This is a genomic window from Propioniciclava sp. (genome assembly GCF_036744435.1).
Taxonomy (GTDB): domain Bacteria; phylum Actinomycetota; class Actinomycetes; order Propionibacteriales; family Propionibacteriaceae; genus Propioniciclava.
The window spans coordinates 1-20,573 of record NZ_DAIOIA010000040.1 but is presented as its reverse complement, the minus strand read 5'-3'; the positions used below and the strand labels follow the sequence as shown (position 1 = coordinate 20,573).

At 70.6% G+C, this 20,573-nt stretch carries 19 protein-coding genes; 9 read left to right on the top strand and 10 right to left on the bottom strand.

Features of this window, described 5'->3' with window-relative positions; all coding sequences use genetic code 11:
• Positions 1-224 precede the first annotated feature (224 nt).
• From V7E09_RS07135 to V7E09_RS07120, 4 genes are all read left to right on the top strand, one after another.
• Positions 225-1,940, top strand: a complete 1,716-nt coding sequence (locus V7E09_RS07135) for an MBL fold metallo-hydrolase RNA specificity domain-containing protein (RefSeq protein WP_324510683.1) — start codon at positions 225-227, stop codon at positions 1,938-1,940.
• A gap of 81 nt (positions 1,941-2,021) precedes the next feature.
• Complete coding sequence (locus V7E09_RS07130) at positions 2,022-3,476, top strand: hypothetical protein (protein ID WP_324510684.1); 1,455 nt, start codon at positions 2,022-2,024, stop codon at positions 3,474-3,476.
• A 120-nt stretch (positions 3,477-3,596) separates the two neighbouring features.
• Positions 3,597-4,115, top strand: a complete 519-nt coding sequence (locus tag V7E09_RS07125; protein WP_324510685.1) for a GNAT family N-acetyltransferase — start codon at positions 3,597-3,599, stop codon at positions 4,113-4,115.
• A 93-nt stretch (positions 4,116-4,208) separates the two neighbouring features.
• Positions 4,209-4,604 (top strand): VOC family protein, encoded by a 396-nt coding sequence (locus V7E09_RS07120; protein ID WP_324510686.1) that lies wholly within the window; start codon positions 4,209-4,211, stop codon positions 4,602-4,604.
• A gap of 46 nt (positions 4,605-4,650) precedes the next feature.
• Here the strand turns inward: V7E09_RS07120 and V7E09_RS07115 are convergent, their stop codons facing one another.
• Complete coding sequence (locus tag V7E09_RS07115) at positions 4,651-6,054, bottom strand: TIGR01777 family oxidoreductase (protein WP_324510687.1); 1,404 nt, start codon at positions 6,052-6,054, stop codon at positions 4,651-4,653.
• Between the two features lie 90 nt (positions 6,055-6,144).
• Here V7E09_RS07115 and V7E09_RS07110 point away from each other — a divergent pair, with 90 nt between their 5' ends.
• A complete protein-coding gene (locus V7E09_RS07110) occupies positions 6,145-6,453 on the top strand; it encodes a hypothetical protein (protein WP_324510688.1) in 309 nt (102 codons plus the stop codon).
• A 52-nt stretch (positions 6,454-6,505) separates the two neighbouring features.
• Here V7E09_RS07110 and eutC read toward each other — a convergent pair whose 3' ends face one another.
• Genes eutC through eat form a run of 3 tightly spaced genes read right to left on the bottom strand, consistent with a single transcriptional unit; the run spans position 6,506 to position 10,127 of the window.
• Complete coding sequence (gene eutC, locus V7E09_RS07105) at positions 6,506-7,273, bottom strand: ethanolamine ammonia-lyase subunit EutC (RefSeq protein WP_324510689.1); 768 nt, start codon at positions 7,271-7,273, stop codon at positions 6,506-6,508.
• Entirely contained in the window at positions 7,270-8,688 is a 1,419-nt protein-coding gene (locus V7E09_RS07100) for an ethanolamine ammonia-lyase subunit EutB (protein ID WP_324510690.1), read from the bottom strand. Before V7E09_RS07100 ends, eutC begins: the two co-directional genes overlap by 4 nt.
• Positions 8,685-10,127: an ethanolamine permease gene (eat, locus tag V7E09_RS07095; protein ID WP_324510691.1), complete on the bottom strand. Its 1,443-nt coding sequence runs from the start codon at positions 10,125-10,127 to the stop codon at positions 8,685-8,687. Before eat ends, V7E09_RS07100 begins: the two co-directional genes overlap by 4 nt.
• Positions 10,128-10,374: 247 nt before the next feature.
• Here eat and V7E09_RS07090 point away from each other — a divergent pair, with 247 nt between their 5' ends.
• Positions 10,375-10,944, top strand: coding sequence for a CDP-alcohol phosphatidyltransferase family protein (locus V7E09_RS07090; RefSeq protein WP_324510692.1), 570 nt, complete (start codon positions 10,375-10,377; stop codon positions 10,942-10,944).
• A gap of 42 nt (positions 10,945-10,986) precedes the next feature.
• On the opposite strand, the gene V7E09_RS07085 is transcribed toward V7E09_RS07090, so the two are convergent.
• Positions 10,987-12,747, bottom strand: coding sequence for a DEAD/DEAH box helicase (locus V7E09_RS07085; RefSeq protein ID WP_324510693.1), 1,761 nt, complete (start codon positions 12,745-12,747; stop codon positions 10,987-10,989).
• A 129-nt stretch (positions 12,748-12,876) separates the two neighbouring features.
• Positions 12,877-13,350: an NUDIX domain-containing protein gene (locus V7E09_RS07080; RefSeq protein WP_324510694.1), complete on the bottom strand. Its 474-nt coding sequence runs from the start codon at positions 13,348-13,350 to the stop codon at positions 12,877-12,879.
• 106 nt (positions 13,351-13,456) lie between these two features.
• Between V7E09_RS07080 and V7E09_RS07075 the strand changes: the two genes are divergently transcribed.
• Together V7E09_RS07075 and ald are read left to right on the top strand one after the other, a co-directional pair.
• Complete coding sequence (locus V7E09_RS07075) at positions 13,457-13,642, top strand: DUF5302 family protein (protein WP_324510695.1); 186 nt, start codon at positions 13,457-13,459, stop codon at positions 13,640-13,642.
• 86 nt (positions 13,643-13,728) lie between these two features.
• The gene (gene ald, locus V7E09_RS07070; protein ID WP_324510696.1) at positions 13,729-14,838 is read left to right on the top strand and encodes an alanine dehydrogenase; all 1,110 of its coding nucleotides are present in this window, start codon (positions 13,729-13,731) and stop codon (positions 14,836-14,838) included.
• 180 nt (positions 14,839-15,018) lie between these two features.
• Here the strand turns inward: ald and V7E09_RS07065 are convergent, their stop codons facing one another.
• Both V7E09_RS07065 and V7E09_RS07060 read right to left on the bottom strand, forming a co-directional pair.
• Positions 15,019-15,498: a hypothetical protein gene (locus V7E09_RS07065; protein WP_324510697.1), complete on the bottom strand. Its 480-nt coding sequence runs from the start codon at positions 15,496-15,498 to the stop codon at positions 15,019-15,021.
• Between the two features lie 92 nt (positions 15,499-15,590).
• Positions 15,591-16,856, bottom strand: a complete 1,266-nt coding sequence (locus tag V7E09_RS07060; RefSeq protein ID WP_324510698.1) for a glycosyltransferase 87 family protein — start codon at positions 16,854-16,856, stop codon at positions 15,591-15,593.
• Positions 16,857-16,905: 49 nt separating this feature from the next.
• Between V7E09_RS07060 and V7E09_RS07055 the strand changes: the two genes are divergently transcribed.
• On the top strand, positions 16,906-17,937 hold the full coding sequence (locus tag V7E09_RS07055; protein WP_324523199.1) for a LacI family DNA-binding transcriptional regulator: 1,032 nt from the start codon (positions 16,906-16,908) through the stop codon (positions 17,935-17,937).
• Between the two features lie 13 nt (positions 17,938-17,950).
• Here the strand turns inward: V7E09_RS07055 and V7E09_RS07050 are convergent, their stop codons facing one another.
• Both V7E09_RS07050 and V7E09_RS07045 read right to left on the bottom strand, forming a co-directional pair.
• Complete coding sequence (locus V7E09_RS07050) at positions 17,951-18,292, bottom strand: hypothetical protein (protein WP_324523198.1); 342 nt, start codon at positions 18,290-18,292, stop codon at positions 17,951-17,953.
• The coding region (locus V7E09_RS07045; protein WP_324523197.1) for an AAA family ATPase at positions 18,289-20,573 on the bottom strand (2,285 nt) is incomplete at its 5' end. The genes V7E09_RS07050 and V7E09_RS07045, both read right to left, overlap by 4 nt.

Here is a 20,573-nt window from a genome sequence, read left to right as displayed (position 1 = left end):
CGCTGGATCGGGAGCTGCCCGGCGAGCTGATCGCGTCCATCGTCGCCTTCCGGGTCGGACAGCAACGCGAGCGGGGGTGACCGGCGGAGGCGTCCCGTCGGCTTGAGCCACGCGCCAGGGGGCGCAGTCCTGGATGGCCTCAGCCTCAGTCCTCGGCGCCAGCAGGCTCAGTCCTCGGCGGGGTGGGGGTTCCCGGGCGGGGCGGGGCGTGCAAGGGTGAAGGCATGGCGGGCGCACTCACCACGACCTTGATGTTCCTCGGCGCTGCGGGCACGGTCACGGGATCGAAGTATCTGGTGACCGTCGGAGCGCGCCGCATCCTCGTCGACGCGGGCATGTTCCAGGGCGAGAAGAAGTGGCGGCTGAAGAACTGGGAGGAGTTCCCGGTCGACCCGGCGAGCATCTCCGACGTCATCCTCACCCATGCGCACATGGACCACGTCGGTTACCTGCCCGCGCTGGCCCGCAACGGCTTCGACGGGCCGGTGTGGTGCACCCCCGGCACCCGGGAACTCGCCGAGATCGTGATGCGGGACGCGGCCAAGCTCCAGGAACTCGAGGCGCAGGACGCCAACGAGCGCGGCTACTCGAAGCACTCCCCGGCCCTGCCGCTGTACACCACCGCGGATGTCGAGGACCTGCTCCCCCAGTTCGTCGCCCTCGAATACGACACCGACTTCGAGCTGACCGGCGACGAGCGTCCCGGGTTCACCCCCGATGCCGACCAGACCGTGACGATCCGCCTCTCCCGGGCCGGGCACATCCTCGGTTCGGCCTCGGTGAACCTGTGGACCCCGACCGCCACCGTGCTGTTCTCCGGCGATCTCGGACGCCATGACCACCCCGTCCTGCGTCCTCGTGACATACCGCTGGGCGCGCCGACGGTGCTGATCGAGTCCACCTACGGCGACCGGGAGCATCCCGAACCGGACACCCTGCCCCACGAGGGCTTCGCCGACGTGATCCGGCGCACGATCGAGCGCGGTGGCAGCGTGGTGGTCCCTGCGTTCGCGATCGACCGCACCGAAGTGGTGCTCAAGACGATCTCCGATCTCGAACGCGACGGTCGGATCCCCGACGTCCCCGTGTTCGTCGACTCGCCGATGGGCGTCCGGGCGCTGCGCGTCTACCAGTCCCAGCCCGACGAACTGCGACCCGACCTGCGCCCCGAGGACTTCCTCGCCATCCCCGACCTCACCGCCGTCGAGTCCCCCGAGGACTCCAAGCGGCTCACCGCCCCGAACGGGCATCGCCCGGCGGTGATCATCTCCAGTTCGGGGATGGCCACCGGCGGCCGCGTCCTGCACCATCTGGAGACGCTGCTGCCCGACGCGAGGAACGCCGTGGTCCTGACCGGCTACCAGGGGGTCGGCACCCGCGGCAGGCAGCTCTCCGAGGGTGCCGAGCAGGTCAAGATCAACGGACGCTACGTGCCGGTGCGCGCCGAGGTGTACCACGACCGCGAGTTCTCGGTGCACGCCGACGGCTCCGACCTCCTGGACTGGCTCGCCGAACTGCGGCCCCGCCCGGCGACCGTGTACTGCGTCCACGGTGAGGCCGACTCGGCCGCCGCACTCGCGGCCCGTATCCAGCGCGAACTGCACCTCAACGCCGTGGTCCCCCGGCACGGCGAGGTGGTGGTCGTGGACGCCGGAACAGCCGCCCAGGCAGCGATCAAGGCGCCCGCCCCCTCCCCCGAGCACGGTGAGCCCGCCCCGCAGCGGTCGCGGTCGCGGGCCGCGCGTGTCGCGGCTGATCCCGTGAACGGGTCGGCTCCGCGGTACCGACTGGTGACGGGGCGCAGCGACGCGGACTTCGAACGGCGCGTCAACGAGGCACTCGAGGAGGGCTACCAGCTCCAGGGGCCTCCGTCGCTGGCCTTCGACGGCGACGAACTCATCGTTGCGCAGCCCCTGATCGCCCCGCCTCGGCTAGGCTGAATCCACCGCCAGACCCGCGCGTGTCCACACGCTGGGTGACGGTGCTATGCGCGGACGATCCTCGTCGATAGGATCACCGTTGTGACTTGGTCCATGCCGCAATCAGCCGCCCCCACGCCCCCGAACCAGCCGACGGCCCCTCCGGGTCCGTTGACGCTGGGTGATCTGTTCTCCTCGTTGTTCGCCACGTACAAGGCGGGCTGGAAGCTCTTCCTGATGCTCTGCCTGGTCCCGATCCTGCTGGCCTTCGCGGCGGCGGTGGTGATCGGCGTCGCCGCCTTCGCAATGTTGGCACCCGCGATCGGGTCGATGATCGGTACCCAGACCCCCAACCCCTCCGGGCTCATCGGCAGCATCGTGGGGCTGTCGCTCCTCGGCGTGGTCGTGCTGATCGTGGTGTCGCTGATCTCCTACGTCTACTACAGCCGCATCTACATCGCGGCCATCGACTACGCCACCGGGCGCGAGATCCCCACCGGCCCCTCCCTCGCGGCCCGCACCCAGGGCCTCATGGGTCGCCTGGTGCAGCTCGTCCTCATCTACGCGGGGGCGGTCATCGCCCTGTACCTCGTCATGGCCCTCGTCCTGGTGGCGATCCTGGGCGCGTCCGGCGGTTCCCCCTCCGGCGGCGCGGCCTTCCTGATCTTCGTGTTGTGGGTCGCCTTCATCGTCGGCGTGGTCTGGGTGGGCATCAAGGTCACCTACACGCTCGTCGTCCTCGCCGAAGAGCGACTGAGCGCGATGGACGCCATCCGTCGCTCCTTCGCGCTGACCAAGGGCGCGTTCTGGCGGACCTTCGGCTACCTGCTGGTGATCGGCTTCGCCATCGGAATCGTGACGTCGATCCCGCAGGCGATGCTCTCCTCGGGGGCCCAGTCGGCGTCCGGTGGCGGCTCGTCCGTGATGATCTTCCTGGGTTCGCTCGTCCTGCTGGCGCTGTCGTTCGCGTTGATGCCCGTGCAGAACATCTGGCTGGGCCTGATGTACGTGGGGCGTACCCGTGAGATCGCCAACCAGGCCGCCGGTTACCCCCAGTCCGGTTACCCGGGCGGCGCCGCGTGGGGCGCCCCGGCGACCCCCTTCGGCCAGACCCCGGATCAGTACGGCGACCAGGCTGGCGGCCGGTTCACCGACCCCGCTCAGAACGCGACCGGCGGCTACGGTCAGCCTGCCGCCGACCCGTACACCCAGCCCGGTGGCTACGGTCAGCCCGGCTCCAGCGATCCCTACGGCCAGCAGGGCGGTTCGACGCCCTACGGGCAGCCGGGTTCGTCCGCTCCCTACACGCCGCCGACCTCCGGTCAGCCCGGGGCTGCCTCGGATCCGTACGCGCCCCCCGCGTCCTACGGGCAGCAGACGCCGTCCTCCGATCCCTACGGCCAGCCGGGGGCGGCCTCCGCCCCGTACGGTCAGTCCACGCCGCAGAACCCGTATCAGCCGGGCACCGGCAACCCGGATCAGCAGGGCGAGCAGGGTCAGCGTCCCGAAGATCAGCCGCCCTCCGACAACGGCTACTACGGTCGCCCGACGAACTGACCTGCGCGGGTTCACACTCGCTCACACACCTGGCCCCGCCCCGGCGACATCGTTCGCCGGGGCGGGGCCTCGTTGTTCCCGCGTTTGCCCCCGCGCGGGCAGCGGGTGTCCAATCAAGGCATGGAGATCCAAGCCGTCCTAGAACGAGCATCGATCGCGCGCGCCACGCGCGATCACATTCCGATCATCGAACGACTGCTCGCCGACGACCCGACCTCGCCCGAATACGTCGCCACCACCACCCTGATCGGCGACGAGGTCCTCGGCCCGACCCCGTCTGACAGTGACCTGGGGGCAGCCTTCGACAGGATCGATTCCGACCCCAACCAGTCGCTTCTCGTCATCATCGACAACTCCGACCGTGTCATCGGCACGCTGCAGCTGTCGTTCCTCACCACCATGGCCCGCGGTGGCGGCATCCGCGCGTTCGTCTCCGGAGCCCGGATCCGCGCCGGTGCCGACAGCATCGCCATCGGCAAGGAGGTCTTCACCTGGCTGGCCGACTACGCCAAGAGCCGCGGCGCCCGCGTCCTGATGGTCGCGATGGACAAGGACCGCGCCCATGTCATGGGGTTCTTCACGACGATGGGTTTCCGGACCTCGCACGAGGCCCTGACGCTGTCGCTGTGCCAGAAGTAGACCTCGCGAGCACGCCTGCCTTTTGTCGGGTCCCGCGGGTAGGCTCGCGCCACGATCAACGGCCCGTTTCGGGCCCACCCCAAGGAGGTTGTGATGGCTCGTCCGGTTCATTTCGACATTCAGGTCGACGACGCAGAGCGCGCTAAGAACTTCTACGCCGAGGTCTTCGGTTGGGAGTTCGTCGACTACTCCCACGTGACCGGTACTCCCTATTGGGGTGTCGTCACCGGCGAGGACGGCACGCCCGGGATCAACGGTGGGCTGCTGCCGCGCACGGGTACCTCCGCTCCGAAGTTCGACGCCCCGAATGCGTTCGTGGTCACCGTCGAGGTCGACGACTTCGACGCCACCGAGGAGGCGATCCTGCGGCTGGGCGGCGAGACCGCCCTCCCGAAGTACGCCCTGGCTGGCATGGCGTGGCAGGGCTACTTCACCGACACCGAGGGCAACACCTTCGGGGTGCATCAGCCCGACGAGAACGCACGCTGACCACGGTGCTCCCCGCGTCGAGGCCCCTCGGCCCGCGCGGGGGGCCTCAGCGCATCAGCGCGTGGCGCAGCGCATCGGAGAGGGTGCCCTGGGCGAACCACAGCCCCGAGTCGGCCAGCCGGGCCGACGACACCCGCTGATCGGTGTCGATCATCTGGTCGTAGCCAGCCCTGCCGAGTACGAGCCGGGGAGCCAGCGGCGGCGTCGGGACGGCTGCGGGCCGGTGCAAGACCCGGCCGAGCGTCTCCGCGAACACCCGCTGCGTGACCGGGCGCGGAGCCACCAGGTTGAACGGGCCCTCCGCCTCGGTGAGCGCGACGTGGGCGAACCCTCGCACCGCATCGTCGAGGCTGATCCAGCTCAGCCATGCGTCGGCGGGCGCCATGCGTCCACCGACACCGACGGAGAACAGCGGGATCTGCGGCGCGAGCGACCCGCCGGACTCGGTGAGCACGATCCCCGTCCGCATCCACGCCGTCCGGGTGCCCGCCGCCACAGCGGGAGCGGCCGCCCCCTCCCAGGCAGTGACCACGTCGGCTAAGAGCCCCTCCCCCGCCGCCGACTCCTCGGTCAGCAGCTCCCCGGGCCGACGCGGCCCGTACAGCCCGATCGCCGAAGCCTGCACGAGGGCGGGGATCCGGGCGGCAGCGACGGCCCTCGCCAGCGTCGTCGTCGCATCCACACGCGAGGTGAGGACGCGCCGCTGATGGGATCGGGTGAAGCGCCCGGCGAGCGGAGCCCCGGCGAGGTTGATGGCAACGTCGGCTCCGGCGATCGCGTCCGGGTCGAGCCGTCCGCGCGCGGGATCCCAGCGAACCGCGTCCGTCGCGACGCCGCCGCGTACCAGCCGCATGACGTGGTGCCCTCCGCTGGTGAGCAGCGCGGCCAACTGGGTACCGATGGTGCCGCTGCTCCCGGCGATGAGCACCCGGCGGGGCGGCCCCGCGAGGCGGGAGTGCAGATCCAGGTCGTCCCGGAGTTGCCGCTCACGAAAGGCGAACAGCCCGTCGAGTTGCATCTCGACGAGGGCTTGCGGGAGGCGTCCAGGCAGGGTCGCCGGGAGCTGGTAGGTAATCCGATCGGTGATGATCGTGGAGCCCGCGGGGCCGTCGGCGAAGAGGTGTTCGTGCCGCCAGGAGGCGAAGGGGCCGCGGACCTGCTCGTCGACGAACCTGCGTCCGGGCTCCAGTTCGGTGTGTGCGAGACGCCAGCGGACGCCGACCGGCCCGGATCCGCCGCGCCGCGGGACGTGCGGCAGCAGGCCCGCGAGCAGCGGATGTGAGACCACCACATCGGCCGTCGATCCCACCTGGATCCCGTTGGTGAGCGGAGTCATCTCGGTGATCATGCCGGGCGGGGTGAGCCGGGTGAAAGCCCCGGGGCGGGCGTGCCAGGCGAACACCTCCTCCCGCGGGAACGGGTAGCGCGAGTCGCGTTCGAACACCGGCATGTCTGCCTCCCATCGTGTGCGCTCACCCTAGCGTCGGCGCGCCGGTGCCACGATGCGGCCGACGGGGAGCCGACCCGTCAGAATGGGCACATGATCTTGCGGCTTCGCGACTCGGGCGCCCACCCTGAGCTGGTGACCGAGTCCCGGCCGCTGCTGCAGTCGGCCTTGGTGTGGTTCGGCATCACCGCCGTCATGCTGGCGGCCTGGTGGCTTCGCGGCCACACCCCGGCCGAGTGGCCGCTGGTCGCCACCCCGCTGACCGTCGGACTGGTGCTGGCGATCGCCGCCGGAGCCGTCGCGCGCAAGCCGCGCCGGACCCGGCCCCTGGTGATCGTCGGGCTGGTGGGGTTCGTCCTCGCGCTGGGCGGGATCCTCGCGCTGGCGCTCCCCTTCTTCTGAGTCACACCGTCGTCCATCCGGCGCGCCGAGGGGTCTGCTCGGCCCGCCGCAATCAACTCCCCAGGGCGGGGTCGGCGCCGATGTCCTTGACGTCCACCCCGGAGCGTCCCAGCGCGCGTGCCGTCCCCAGCAATCGGGCGGCCGTGGCCGCGGCCGCCGCGTAGCTGTTGCCCTCGGGCGGATGAACGTTGGAAATGCAGTTGCGTTCGGAGTCGGCACGCCCCGGCTCGGGGCGGTGGGTCATGTAGATGCCGAGGCTGTCGGCCACCGACAGCCCGGGACGCTCCCCGATCAGCAGGAACAACGTCTCGACGCCCATCGCCGCCCCGAGGTGGTCCCCGAGCGCGACCCGGGCATTCGTCGCGATGACGACCGGCGCGAGCGACAGTCCCTCCGGGAGTGCGGCGCGCAGAGCGGCGAGCATGAGCGCCCCGTGGTCGACCACGGCGCGGGGTGAGAGCCCGTCGGCCACGACGATCCCGACGTCGTAGGGCCCACGCGGCAGGCCGGTGAGGTCGGCGGGGAGGCGCCCCAGGTCGGGACGCCGCACGTACTCGTCGCGGGACGCCGCCTGGCTGGTCACGTGGTGCACGTCGGGGACGCCGACGGCGGCCAGGTCGTCGCGCAGCAGCGGGATGTCCAGCGGGGTCGTGATGGCGTCCCGCGCCAGGGCGAGCGCCTCGCGCAGAGCGAGTCGTTCTGTGGTGGGCAGGCCGTCGCCGCTGCGTCCCAGGCCGATGCGGGCCTGGGTGCTGCGGCGCAGTGGAGCCCAGAAGTCGACGACGGTGCCCTCGGTGCGGCCCACCGCGGTGCCGTTCACGCCGCACCGCCGAGGACAAGTCGGCTCAGCGGGGAGCCGAGCGGGTCGCGGGGCAGCACGTGGCCCGCAGCGTCGGCCATCTCCATGCCGAGCAGCCATTCCTCGAACTCGGGTGCGGGACGCAAGCCCAGCGTCCGGCGTACGGCCAGCGCGTTGTGGAACGACAGGCTCTGGTAGCCCAGCATGATGTCGTCGGTTCCCGGGACGCAGATGACGTAGTTGGTGCCCGCCGCCCCCAGCAGGGTGAGCAGGGTTTCCATGTCGTCGTCGTCGGCCTCGGCGTGGTTGGTGTAGCAGACGTCGACGCCCATCGGGACGCCGAGCAGCTTGCCGCAGAAGTTGTCCTCCAGCCCGGCGCGGATGATCTGCTTGCCGTCGTGGAGGTATTCGGGTCCGATGAACCCGACGACGGTGTTGAGCAGCAGCGGGTCGAACGCCCGGGCGACGCCGTAGGCGCGCGCCTCCAGGGTCTGCTCGTCCACCGGTCGCCCACCGACGCCGTAGTGGCCTTCGGCCGACAGGGCGGCACCCTGGCCGGTCTCGAAGTACATCACCTGGTCGCCGACGGTGCCCCGGTGCAGGGAGCGGGCCGCCTCGTCGGCCTCCCGGAGGATGTCGAGCGTGACCCCGAACCCGGCGTTGGCCTTCTGCGTGCCGGCGATCGACTGGAACGGCAGGTCGACGGGGGCGCCCGCCTCGATCAGCCCGATGGTGGTGGTGACGTGGGTCAGGACGCACGACTGGATCGGAATGGAGAGCTGCTGGCGGATGTCGTCGATCAGCGTCAGTAGGTCGGCGGCCGCTTGCGGGGAGTCGGTGGCCGGGTTGATCCCGACCACGGCGTCCCCCGATCCCATCAACAAGCCATCGAGGATGGCCGCCGACACCCCGGCCAGGTCGTCGGTGGGGTGGTTGGGCTGCAGCCGGGTGGCGAGCGTCCCGGACCGCCCGAGCGTGGTGCGGAACGCTGCGGTCACCTCGACGGCCCGGGACACCGAGATCAGGTCCTGGACGGACATCAGCTTGCTGACGGCCGCCGCCATCTCGGGGGTGAGGCCGGGAGCGAGCGAGGTCAGGATGGGCGAAGAGTCCGGGCGGGTGGCGACCTCCAGCAGCCAGTCCCGCAGCCCCCCGACGGTCAGGGAGGCGACGGGGGCAAACGCGTCCGCGTCGTGGCCGTCCAGGATGAGCCGGGTGACCTCGTCGGTCTCGTACGGCACCACCTCCTCGTTCAGGAACGTGGTGAGGGGTTCGTCGGCGAGCGCCCACTGGGCGGCGACCCGTTCGGCCGCCGAGGTGGCCGCGCATCCGGCGAGTTCGTCCCCGGACCGCTTCGGGGTGGCTTTGGCGAGCAGGTCGACCAGGCCGTCGAAGCGGTAGGTGGTGCCGTGGACCGACCTCGTCCGGACGCTCACGCGACCTCCTCTTCGGCCGACATCAGGGCGGCGAACTCCTCATCGGGGGAGTTGGCGACCAGGTGGTGGCGGCTGTAGAGCCCGAAGTAGGCCATCATCGCGGCGAACGCGGCGAAGGTGAGCCCGGCGGCGAGCACGTCGACGAGGAACGTGGCGATGACGGACGCCGCGGCGATGACCAGCGCGATCGACGTGGTGACGATGCCACCCGGGGTCTTGTAGGGCCGGTTGAGGCCGGGCTGCTTCACCCGCAGGACGATGTGGCTGACCATGATGAGCACGTAGCTGACGGCCGCACCGAACACGGCCATGTTCAACAGGACGCCGCCCTGACCGGTCAGCGACAGCAGGAACCCGATGATGCCGGGGACGATGATCGCCAGCACCGGGGCCTTGCGCTTGTTGGTGACCGACAGGTTGGTGGGCAGGTATCCGGCCCGCGACAACGCGAACGTCTGGCGGGAGTAGGCGTACATGATGGAGAAGAAGCTGGCGATCAGGCCCGCCAGGCCGATGTAGTTGACGACGACGGCCCAGCCGGAGTCGCCAAGCGCCTCCACGAGCGGGTTCCCGGAGGTCGACATCGCCAGGGCGCCCCCCGCGCCGGTGGCCAGGAACAGCACGACCGCGCCGGTGACCACGAGGGTGGCCATCGCGACGATGATGCCGCGGGGCACGTCCTTGGCCGGGTTGTCGGCCTCCTCGGCGGCGAGCGGGACGCCCTCGATGGCGAGGAAGAACCAGATCGCGAACGGCAGCGCCGCCCAGATGCCCAGCGTCCCGAACGGGAGGAACGCGGACGCGCCCGCGGCGGACTCGTTGACGGGGATGTTGGTGAGGTTGGCCGGGTCGAACAGGCCGACCGAGGCGATGGCGAACACGACGAGGCCCACCAGCGCGATGGCGGTGATGATGAACATGGTCTTGAGGGCCTCGCCGGCGCCGGTGAGGTGGATCGCCACGAAGATCGCGAACACGGCCAGGTACACCCACCAGCCGTCGGTGATTCCGAAGAGTTGTAGTGATTCGACGTAGGCGCCGATGAAGGTCGCGATGGCGGCCGGGGCGATCGTGTACTCGATGAGGACGGCGGCCCCGGTCGCGAACCCGCCCCACGGGCCGAGCGCCGCTCGGGCGAACGTGTATCCACCGCCCGCGGCGGGCAGCGCCGAGGACAGTTCGGCCATGCCGAGCACCATGCAGAAGTACATGACGGCGATGATCACGAAGGCGATCAGCAGGCCGCCGAACCCGCCCTGTCCCAGACCGCCGTTCCAGCCGGAGTAGTCCCCCGAGATGACGTAGCTGACGCCCAGCCCGGCCAGCAGCACCCATCCGGCCGAGCCGGACTTCAGGGAGCGCTTCTCCAGGTAGGCGTCGGATTCTTGCCGGGCGTCAGGGGCTCCCTTGGGGGCCTGATCGCGGGTATCGAGGGACATCGCACCGCTCCTCATCCATCGTGACTGGTGCCGGGAGGGCGGTCTCCTGCAGAAGGCTGGAGGCCGTCCGCATCGACTGAATGCGCTGAGCCTGTCACCTGTGCGCGGCACCCGCCACGGCTTCCCGGCGACCTTCACGCACCTGGTCCGCGGGCGACACATGCGCGTAACGCGGCGTCCGTTCCGTTCGCTCGCAGCCGCGTCCGCACCCGGACTCCGCGGCGATCTCCGGTGCTAGCGTCGCCTCATGCCGCGATCCCTCGCCACGGTGCCCTGGGCGGATGTGCTGTCGGTCGGGCGCGGGGTGCTGGCGGTGTGCCTGATCCCGCTGGCGGTGGCCGCGGCGCCCGGGGCCCTCCAGGCCGGGGTGCTGACGATGGCACTGCTGACGGATGTGGCGGACGGGCCGGTCGCCCGGGCGCAGGGCACCGCCGGACCGCGGGGCGCCCGCATCGACTCCGTCGCCGACACCGTCCTGTTCGGCGCCGTGCTGGTCGCCGTCGTGGTGGGCGTCCGGTTGCCCGCCGAACTCCTTCCGTGGGTGCTCGTCGGGCTGGCGACGCTGGTCCGGCTGGCCGCCGCGCTGATCACCCGGGTGCGCACCAGCCGTTGGGCGATCCGGCACACCCTCGCCAACAAGGCCTCCGGATTGGTCCTTGGCGTGACGGCCGTGGCCGCGCTGGCATCGGGCGTGCTCCCGGGATGGGTGCTGGGCGTCTGCGCGGGCGTCACGCTGGTGTCTGGCCTGGACGAGGCGTGGCTGGCCTGCCGTGCGACCACGCTCGACGCCGACGCCCGCGGCTCCTGGGCGGCGTGAAGCCCCGTCCGGGCTGGGTCGCACGAGGTCGCTCGCGCACGATCAGCGGTTGTTCCACTCCCGGATCTTCGCGATCCGCGCGTCGACCTGGTCGGTGGTCGCCTGGGCCAGCGAGGGTCCCCCGCATTGACGGCGCAGGTCGGCGTGGACGTGACTGTGCGGGACGCCGTGGACGCGCGCGTACTGCGCCACCAGCGTGTTGAGTTCTTTGCGGCGTGCCTCCAGCGCGCGGTGCAGGGCCACCTCGGGGGCGACGCGTTCGCGGCGCTGGGCGCGGTCGTGGCGGGTGATCTGGCGGCGTTGGCGTTCGCGCAGCAGGTGGGTGATCTGCTCGGGCTCCAGCAGGCCCGGCAGGCCCAGGAACTCTGCCTCGTCGTCGGAGGTGGGGACGGCGTGCATGCCGAACTGCTCGGATTCGAACAGGACGTGGTCGAACGTCGCCGAGGAGTCGATCGCCTCGTAGGCGCCCATGAGCTCATCGGAGGCTGCGTCGTTGCGGTTGGCGGCCGCGATCAGCGCCTCGGCCTCCTCCCACACGTCGACGACCTCAGCCTCGCCCGGCTTCTTGCCGAGGATGTGGTCGCGCTGGCGTTCGAGGGTGGACGCGTGCGCCAGGATGATCGGCACGGTGGGCAGGAACACGGTCGCGATCTCGCCGCGTCGCCGGGTCCGCACGAAGCGCCCGACCGCTTGGGCGAAGAACAGCGGCGTCGAAGTGGCCGTGGCGTAGACGCCGACGGCCAGCCGCGGGACGTCCACGCCTTCGGACACCATGCGCACCGCCACCATCCAGCGGTCCTCCGACGCCGAGAACGTCTCGATGCGCTTGCTGGCGCCCGCGTCGTCGGAGAGCACCACGGTCGGTTTGTCACCGGTGATGGATTCGAGCATGCGGGCATAGGCCCGGGCGTGGGTTTGGTTGGACGCGATCACCAGCGCCCCCGCGTCGGGGATGTGGCGGCGCACCTCGGTGAGGCGGCGGTCGGCGGCGCCCAGCACGGCCGCGATCCACTCCCCCTTCGGATCCAGGGCGGTGCGCCACGCCTGCGCGGTGATGTCTTTGGTGGTCAGCTCGCCGAGGTTGGCCTCCATCTGGTCCCCGGACTTGGTCCGCCACCGCATCGGGCCGCCGTAGTTCATGAACACGACCGGACGCACGACATGGTCACGCAGGGCGTCCGCATACCCGTAGGTGAAGTCGGCATGGGAGATCAGCGCACCCGACTCGGCGGGCACGTAGCTGATGAATGGGATGGGGTTGTCGTCGGAGCGGAACGGCGTACCGGTCAGGGCGAGCCGTCGGGTGGCGTACTGGAAGGCCTCGCGCACGGCGTCCCCCCAGGCCAGCGCGTCCCCGGCGTGGTGCACCTCGTCGAGGATGACGAGGGTGTCGAAGTTGGACGTCATCGTCTGGTAGGCCAGCATCGCCGCCGCGACGCCCGCATACGTGACGGCGACGCCGTCGTATTGGCGCGAGCGTCCGCGTTTGCGTCCGCCGGTGCCGGGATCGAGCTGGATGCCGACCTTCGCGGCGGCGTCGGCCCATTGCACTTTGAGGTGCTCGGTGGGGGCGACGACGACGATGCGCCGCACGATGCGGGCCTGAAGAAGCTCGACGGCGACGCGCAGCGCGAACGTGGTCTTGCCGGCACCGGGGGTGGCGACGGCGAGGAAGTCGCGGGGGCCCTCGGTGAGGTACTTCTCCAGCGCGGCGGCCTGCCAGGCGCGCAGCTTCGACGACGTTCCCCAGGGCGCGCGCTGCGGGAACGCCGGTCCGAGCCGGTCGAAGGCGGATTGGCTCACCGGCCGGCCCCGGCGGGGTGCGAGCGGTGGGGGTGGCCGAGACAGAACATAGGTGTTTCAGGGTAGCCCTCCCCGGTGACGACCTGGGGTGCCCGCCCGCGCGGGTCGCAGGACGCCCCACGGGGCGTGTCACGCGCTGGCGGCCAGCAACTCCCTCAACCGGTCCAGGAACGGCACCTGCCCCTGCGTCAACCGCGTGCGGGCCTTGTCCAGATCGAACCAGCCCGCACGATCGACCTCGGGAAAGGTCTGAAGCTGGCCGGACTTACGCGGCCACTCGACCTCGAAGGTGTTGCTGGAGACGAACTCCAACTCCAGCGGGGCCTCGATCCCGTATCCGCGGACCCGCTTGCCGGAGCTCAGCCGCACCTCACCGAGGTCGAGCAGATCCCCGGGAGGTGCCGGGACGCCCACCTCCTCGGCGAACTCGCGGCGCGCCGCGTCCGCGGGGAGTTCGTCCCCGGGAACGTACATGCCTTTCGCCAGGGACCATCCGCCCTGGTCGCGGTGTCCCCAAAACGGCCCGCCCATGTGGACGATGAACACCCGCAGCGCGCCCTCGTCACAGGAGTACGGCAGGATGCCGGCGCTGTAGAGGGTCATGGGGAACATGGTGCCACCCCCTCCCGCAGTCGTCCGGGGTCCGAGTCGAGTCCGCCGTCGCGCGGTGACCTGGACTCCCCGGCACGCAGGTGCGACAGTGGTGCGCATGAGCGAGCCGGGCACAGACGAGACCACGCCGGATCCCAAGGAGCAGATGCGCGCTGCCTTGGAGGCGAAGCGCGCGGCCCAGCACGGGAGCGCGGCGGGCGGCGGGGCGTCGGCGAAGGCGTCCGGAGGGCCGCACGGCCAGCAGGGCGGCAAGCGCACGTTCCGTCGCAAGTCGGGCGGCTGAACCCCTGACGGGAGCCGGGTGGGACGTAACGAGACCGTAGTCTGACCGCATTTTTCGCGACCTTTGGGGTCACTACAGTCAGCGCCATGCGGATCGCCGTTCCCACAGAGATCAAGACCCAGGAATATCGCGTCGCCATCACGCCGGTGAGCGTGAACGAGTTGGTGCGGGCTGGGCATGAAGTGTTCGTGCAGGCAGGGGCGGGCGTCGGCTCCTCCATGCCCGATGAGGCCTACCAGTCGGCAGGCGCCACCATTCTTCCTACCGCCGAGGAAACCTGGGCGACGGGCGACATGGTGATGAAGGTCAAGGAACCCATCGCGTCCGAGTACGGGTTCCTGCGTGAGGACCTGGTGCTGTTCACCTACCTCCACTTGGCCGCCAACGAGCCGCTGACCCACGCCCTGATCGAGGGCGGCACCACCGCCATCGCCTACGAGACCGTGCAAGCAGCCGACGGACTCCTGCCGCTGCTCTACCCGATGTCGGAGGTCGCCGGCTGCCTGGCTCCCGCGGTGGGGTCGCAGGCCCTCCTCAAGGCCGGCGGCGGACGCGGCGTCCTGATGGGCGGCGTCGGTGGCGTCCCCAACGCGAAGGTCGTGGTTCTGGGTGGCGGGACGGCCGGGCAGAACGCCGCGAACGTGGCGATGGGCATGGGTGCCGACGTGACGATCCTCGACACCGACCTGGCCAAACTGCGTCAGACGTTTTGGCGGTACGGGAACCGGGTCGCCGGGGTCTATTCGACGGCCATGTCGATCCGCGAACACCTGCGTGACGCCGACCTGGTGATCGGCTCGGTGCTGCTGCCCGGAGAGAAAGCCCCCAAGCTCGTCACGAACGCGATGGTCGCGGAGATGAAGCCTGGCTCGGTGCTGGTCGACATCGCCATCGACCAGGGCGGCTGCTTCGAGGACAGCCATCCGACCACCCATGACGATCCGACGTTCACCGTCCACAACTCGTTGTTCTACTGCGTGGCGAACATGCCGGGCGCGGTGCCGAACACCTCGACGTGGGCGCTCACCAACGCGACGCTGCCGTTCGCGCAGCGGCTGGCCGGGCTGGGTTGGGAGGGCGCGCTGGCGTCCGATCCGGCGCTGGCGAAGGGCCTCAACGTGCAGGGCGGGGTGTTGCGCAACGCGGGCGTCGCCCGAGCGTTCCCCGATCTCCCCTACGCCCCCTACGAGGCCTGACCCTCTGCGACACACCGTCGCCCCGCGTCCGCTGAGGCTGGACGCGGGGCGGCGTGCGCACGGGTCGGGTTGAGTATCAGCGACGCGTCGCGATGCCCGCGCAGAGTGGGGCGTGCCGCGCTGATTGCCGGGCTGCGACGACGGCGGCGCTGCGCGTCGACCGGAGCGCCGTCGCCCGGCTCAGTCGTCGATCGGGGACGCAGCGGCGACGCTGGTGCTCAGGTCCGGCAACTGCTTGGCGATCGGGCGCCCGGCGAACCGGTCGTAGACCACGGCGAGGGGGCCGGTGATGGTCACCGTGTAGACCATCGACCAGGCGTCGGGAGAGGCGGGCAGCGGCGGATCGAAGGCGGCGGCGTCCTCGGCCTCCTCGGCCTCCTCGGGGCGTTCCAGCGCGAACTCGAGCCGGACGACGCCGAACAGCACCTTGCGCTCGATCGCGAACCGCTTCTTGACGCGGTCGACGGCGCTGATCCGAAACGACCACCGCGGGCCCCGGTCAGGTTTGATGAGGCCGACCGCGCCGATCGCGACGGGACCGTTGAGCCGTGCTGAGGCCAATCCGGGGAAGTGGTCGGTCCACTGGTCGACGTCCACCCAGTGCCGCCAGACTGCGGACGGGCTCACCGGCGCGGTGAGCGCGTACGTGTGGACGATCATGAGACTCCTAGCGGTGGGGCAACGTCCATTGTGCGCGATCCGGGACGTGGCTGGGGAGTCGTCCCACCCTGAGGGGCCCCGTCATCGTGGGATCACACTGGATCCTCGGCCGCGATCCGTGGGTGACGCGGAGGGTGCCCGAGGAACTCGGCGACCGTCATCGCGATCAGGACGGCGAGCGCCCCGGCCGGGTAGGCGACCGTCCACCACGAGGTGGTGTCATCCCCGCCGAACGCGAACACCCCGATGGCGATGCCGTGGCCGTTGTCGTAGCGGGCGGTGAGCAGGATCATCGCGAGCGCCCCGAGCGCCCACCACGGCCAGCGGCGGTCCCGGTTGGCGAACCCGACCATGGCGGCGCACAGCGGCCACCAGCACAGGATCACCAGCCAGATCCAGTGGTGCTCCCACGAGAACGGGGCGGCGAACGCGGACGCGGTTCCGACGACCGCCGCCGCCAGGATCGGGAGTTGCCGCGCCATGAGGCGTCCGGCCAGCAGGATCGCCCAGCCGCACACCACCGCGGCGCCGATCAGCCAGATCCACTCGGGGGCGCCGGGCCAGAACCGGGCGATCACCCCGTCGAAGGACTGGTTGACGATCCATTCCGAGGGGGCGATGCGGCGGGTGTCGCGCAGCGCGACGGTCCAAAAATCGACGGCGTCGCGGGGCAGCAGCAGGAAGCCGAGCAGGACGGTCACCGCAAAGGTGCCGGACGCCAGGGCGGCGGCCCGCCAGCGGCGGCCCCACAGCAGCAACACCACGAACAGCAAGGGCGTGAGCTTGATGCCGGCGGCGATCCCGATGGCGATGCCCGCCCAGCGGCGTCCCCGGGAGGCGGCGATCAGGTCGGCGACCACCAACGCCATCAGCACGATGTTGATCTGCCCGAGCCACAGGGTGTCGGCGAGCGGCACCAGCAGGAAGGTGAACCCGATGCCGAGGCAGGCGGCGGCCCCGCGGGTGATGATCGTGCCCGCGCCGCGGGCCTCGCGGGCGATGACGCCGACCGTCCAGATGACCAGCATCAGGTTGAGGGTGATCATGGCGGCGCTGAGCAGGGTGTCGTTCAGCCAGGCCATCGGCCAGAACAGCAGCGCCGCGAACGGCGGGTACACGAAGTACAGCGGCCCATACACCGGCTCGTAGAGGGGACGCCCGGCCTGAATGGCTTCGACGCCGCCGCGGTAGACGAACACGTCGATGCGGAAGGCGTTGTGGGGTTCGTTGAGGACCATCCCGAACCAGAACGCGAACGACACCACGGCGAACAGGAAGGCGAGCAGTTCGATGCGGCGACGCATCGTGGGGAGGTCTCCTCGGCGCTGCAGCGGTGGGGGCGCCGGGGAGGAGGTCATGTGAACCAGTTCACCGGGAGGCGCGCGGCGGGTCAAACTGGTGGCCGCGATGGATAAGCTCACCGGCATGGACGAGGAGGCCAGCGGGCCGGTCGGCATGGCCGAGATCGCCGCCCTGGCCGGGGTCGCCGTCTCCACCGTGTCGCGGGCGCTCAGCGGCGCCGCGGGCGTGTCGGCTCCCCGTCGCGCGAAGATCCTCGACATCGCCCGCTCCACCGGTTACTTGGCCCCCAGCGGCGGGACGCGGCGGCGTCCCCACGACAACCCGCGCATCGCGGTGATCCTGCCGGAGTCGGATCGGTGGGTGTTCGGGTCGATCCTGGCGGGGCTCCACGACATCCTCACCGACGAGGACGCCCACCTGACCGTGCTGCAGGGGTTGTCGTCCTCGCAGCGGGTGCGGATGCTGCGCTCGGCCGATCTGCCGCGCCGGTTCGACGGCGTCGTGCTCGTCCCCATGCCTCGTGCCACGACGGGCCGACGGCTGGCCGCGCTGCCCGTGCCGGTGGTCGTCGCGGGCACCGCCGTGGACGGGATCGCGTCGGTCGGCGTCGACGACCTGGCCGTGGGCCAGAAGGCCGTCAACTACCTGATCAACACCGGACGCCGCCGCATCGCGTACGCCGCGTACGCCGACCACGACGGCACCCCGGGCATCGCGTCCCAGAACCGTGCCCGCGGCTTCGAACTCAGCATGGAGCGCGCGGGCCTGGACCCGACCTGGCAGCTCAAGGTGCCGTTCGGCCCCGACTCCGGACGCCTGGCCGCCGAACGGCTGCTGGAAGGCGACCATTTCCCCGACGCGGTGTTCGTCACCTCCGACGAGATGGCCGCCTCGATGATGACCGTCCTGCGCCGCGCGGGCGTGAAGATCCCCGACGACATCGCCGTCATCGGCGTCGACGACCACCCCATCGCCGACATGGTGGGCCTGACCACCCTCGCCCAGCCCGTCCGCGAGCAGGGCCGCGTCGGCGCCACCTTGGCGTTGCACGCCATCCACGGCAACGCCCAGCCGAACGCCATCGTCCTGCCGACCCGGCTGATCGTCCGCGAGTCCACCTCGCGTGACGTCTCCTAACCCGCCAGCCTGACTAGGCCTGAGGTGGACGGCTGCCCGTGAGGGCGGTCACTTCGGCGAGTAGTGCGGTGAGGTGCGCCGATGCGGGTGACAGCTCGTAGGCGTGGTGGTGGCACGCGGCGCTCAGCTCACTCCAAGCGAAGGTGGCACGCGCGGCCAGCTCAGCACCGACAACCTGCGGGAGGCAGAGAAGCTGCGAGCGCATGGTGGCCTGCGGCAGGTCTGCGTCGAGCGTCGCAGACTGCTCCCGGATCCAGTCCTCCAAGGCGATACGCGCCAGCAACGCGCTGCCCCGGGCCCAGCGCTGGTCCACGAGATCGAGCAGGCGGGCCGCCTGGTTGAGCAGGTCGTTCATGCGTCCCACACCTGCCACTTCTGCAGGAACCTGCGCGTCGCACGCGCGGTGTCCTGCAGGCTCTCACGCGTCATCGTGGTCAGCCCGTGGGCGCCCTTGTTGAGGATCCCCACGAGGTCGGCAGCCTCGCGACCGAACTTGTTGTTCATGGTGCCGAGAACGTCGCCGGTGCGCGTTTCATCGTCGAACAACGCCAGAGCCAGCAGCGAATACAGCCTGGTCTGCGACCGCAGGGTGTCCTCGACCTCAGCATGGCTGCGCCCAGCAGCCCCCAAACGGCGTCGCCGGACGATCTGTTGGCAGGCGGCCTCGACCGCCACCCGGAGGATGCCGGGAACCACGCGGCGTGCAACCTCGTCCGACACGTGGGAGTCCTTGAGGAGCGCGTCCGCATCCAGCCAATTGCGCTGCACGGGGTTGAGCACCGTGCGGACGGTCACCACGGATCCTTCGCCGCGCGAGACCTCCACGATGGTCGCGTCGAGCCCCAGCCTGCGCACAGCCTCAGGGAGGCGGTCGTCATGGGTGAAGACGAGCACCTGTCGTTGCGTGGCGACCTCAGAGAGAACGCGCGCCAATCCGTCGACCTTGCTGGGGTCCATCGCCTGCACCGGGTCGTCGATGACGAGGAACCGGAACGGGCTGTCGGGGACCATGGCGCGCGGGAGAAAGACGCTCAAGGACAGGGCGTTCAGCTCCCCTTGGCTCATCACCGCGAGCGCCGACGTGTCGGTTCCGTCGACGCGCACGTCGATGTCGACTTTGCGTCGCGTGTTGGCCCCGACCAGCTTGAGGCCCTCCAGCGTCACGTTGCTTTCTTGGCGGAGTTTCTCCCAGATCTGGGCGGCCTGGGTGGACAGCGGCGCCAGCCGCGCCTCGCGAATCACGGTCTCCTGGTTCACCAGCCAGACTTGGGCGGCCTTGGCCTCCTTCATGAGTTCTGCCTTGGAGGCGACGTCGCGAGCATCCTGCACCCACGTCATGAGGCGTCCTGCGAACGGCCGCCACTGTTCCTCGCGCCGGTCGAGCGACGCCTCGGCCTCCTGGATCACCTGCGCCGTCAGCTCGGCAACCACCGGAACCCACTCGTCGGCGCGCTCAGCGAGCTGCTGGGCGTCCACGGGCTCGGCCCGGAGTTGCTCCCACGCCTCCAGAAGGGAGGTGGTGTCCACCAGTTCACTGTGGGGGATCTCCATCGCCGGGGGCGTCAGCACATCGCGGACGCGCTTCTCCGCCTCTGCGCACGCGTCCCGGGCGGCGCGCCGCGCGACGCTGGCGGTGTCGTGCTGATGCAGCGTGGCGCACGCCTGATCCGCCCAGTCGTCGTCGAGGATTCCCACGCCGCACACCGGGCACGCGTCGCCGTGATGCTCCGCATGCCAGCGCAGAGCCCCACTCAGCAGCCGGGCCAGCTCGGCGTCGGGGTCGGGGCCAAGTTCAGCCAGCCTGGCCGCCGCCACGCGCACCTCCGCTGCCGCGGCGCTCGCCGCCTCCGGCGAGGGAGCGCTCAGCCGGGCCAGCGACCGCAGCACGACATGGTCCGGGTCGGGATCCTTGGCACGGGTCGCGAGATGCTCCAGCCGATCCAGATCCCACGTCCGGGACGTCAGCAGACGCACCGACTCCACCGCCCGCTGATCCGTGAGGTCGCCGAGTTCCGCAGCGAGCCCCTTGGCGTTGTCCCGCACCGACTTGGTGGCGGCGGCATGGGCGCTGACCACCTTCTTCACCCGGTTGATGCCGTCGGTCAACGACTCCAGTCCCAGAATCGCCGAGAGGGCGTCGAACAGGAGTTTTGGCTCCTGGGTCAGCACCTCGCCCAGTTCGTTGTAGGAGAGAAACGGTCGATAGGTCGCTAGGGGCACGGCCCAGCCGAGGTCCTCCATGCCTGTTGCGGGCTCTCCGTGACGCTGCAGGACGGCGGTGCAGTCCTCCACCTTCGTCGCGGACGCGTCCCAACTGCGCTTCGCCATCGCGGTCGGCGTCGCCTCCCCCTCGATCACGAGCCCCACCGCCAGCGATGTCGACGGATGATGGAGGTTGCGCCAGCCCTCAAGCCACGCGGCAGAGCGCCCCTGCCATCGCCGGTTGGCGCCGGTCAGCGTCACTTCGATCGCCTCTGCGAAGCTGGACTTCCCCGAACCGTTGCGCCCCGTCACCACTGTCAGGCCCGGTCCCGGCGTCACGGTCACCGTGGACGGCTGACCCACTCCACGGAACCCTTCGACGCTCACGCTCGTGAGGTAGGCCCCGACCGGCGCCACCGCGGACGCCGTCAGCA

Coding starts and splice junctions, on each gene's coding strand:
- V7E09_RS07135 (WP_324510683.1), top strand. CDS start 225: ATGGCGGGCGCACTCACCACGACCTTGATGTTCCTCGGCGCTGCGGGC.
- V7E09_RS07125 (WP_324510685.1), top strand. CDS start 3,597: ATGGAGATCCAAGCCGTCCTAGAACGAGCATCGATCGCGCGCGCCACG.
- V7E09_RS07120 (WP_324510686.1), top strand. CDS start 4,209: ATGGCTCGTCCGGTTCATTTCGACATTCAGGTCGACGACGCAGAGCGC.
- V7E09_RS07115 (WP_324510687.1), bottom strand. CDS start 6,054: ATGCCGGTGTTCGAACGCGACTCGCGCTACCCGTTCCCGCGGGAGGAG.
- V7E09_RS07110 (WP_324510688.1), top strand. CDS start 6,145: ATGATCTTGCGGCTTCGCGACTCGGGCGCCCACCCTGAGCTGGTGACC.
- eat (WP_324510691.1), bottom strand. CDS start 10,127: ATGTCCCTCGATACCCGCGATCAGGCCCCCAAGGGAGCCCCTGACGCC.
- V7E09_RS07090 (WP_324510692.1), top strand. CDS start 10,375: ATGCCGCGATCCCTCGCCACGGTGCCCTGGGCGGATGTGCTGTCGGTC.
- V7E09_RS07080 (WP_324510694.1), bottom strand. CDS start 13,350: ATGACCCTCTACAGCGCCGGCATCCTGCCGTACTCCTGTGACGAGGGC.
- V7E09_RS07075 (WP_324510695.1), top strand. CDS start 13,457: ATGAGCGAGCCGGGCACAGACGAGACCACGCCGGATCCCAAGGAGCAG.
- ald (WP_324510696.1), top strand. CDS start 13,729: ATGCGGATCGCCGTTCCCACAGAGATCAAGACCCAGGAATATCGCGTC.
- V7E09_RS07065 (WP_324510697.1), bottom strand. CDS start 15,498: ATGATCGTCCACACGTACGCGCTCACCGCGCCGGTGAGCCCGTCCGCA.
- V7E09_RS07060 (WP_324510698.1), bottom strand. CDS start 16,856: ATGACCTCCTCCCCGGCGCCCCCACCGCTGCAGCGCCGAGGAGACCTC.
- V7E09_RS07055 (WP_324523199.1), top strand. CDS start 16,906: ATGGATAAGCTCACCGGCATGGACGAGGAGGCCAGCGGGCCGGTCGGC.
- V7E09_RS07050 (WP_324523198.1), bottom strand. CDS start 18,292: ATGAACGACCTGCTCAACCAGGCGGCCCGCCTGCTCGATCTCGTGGAC.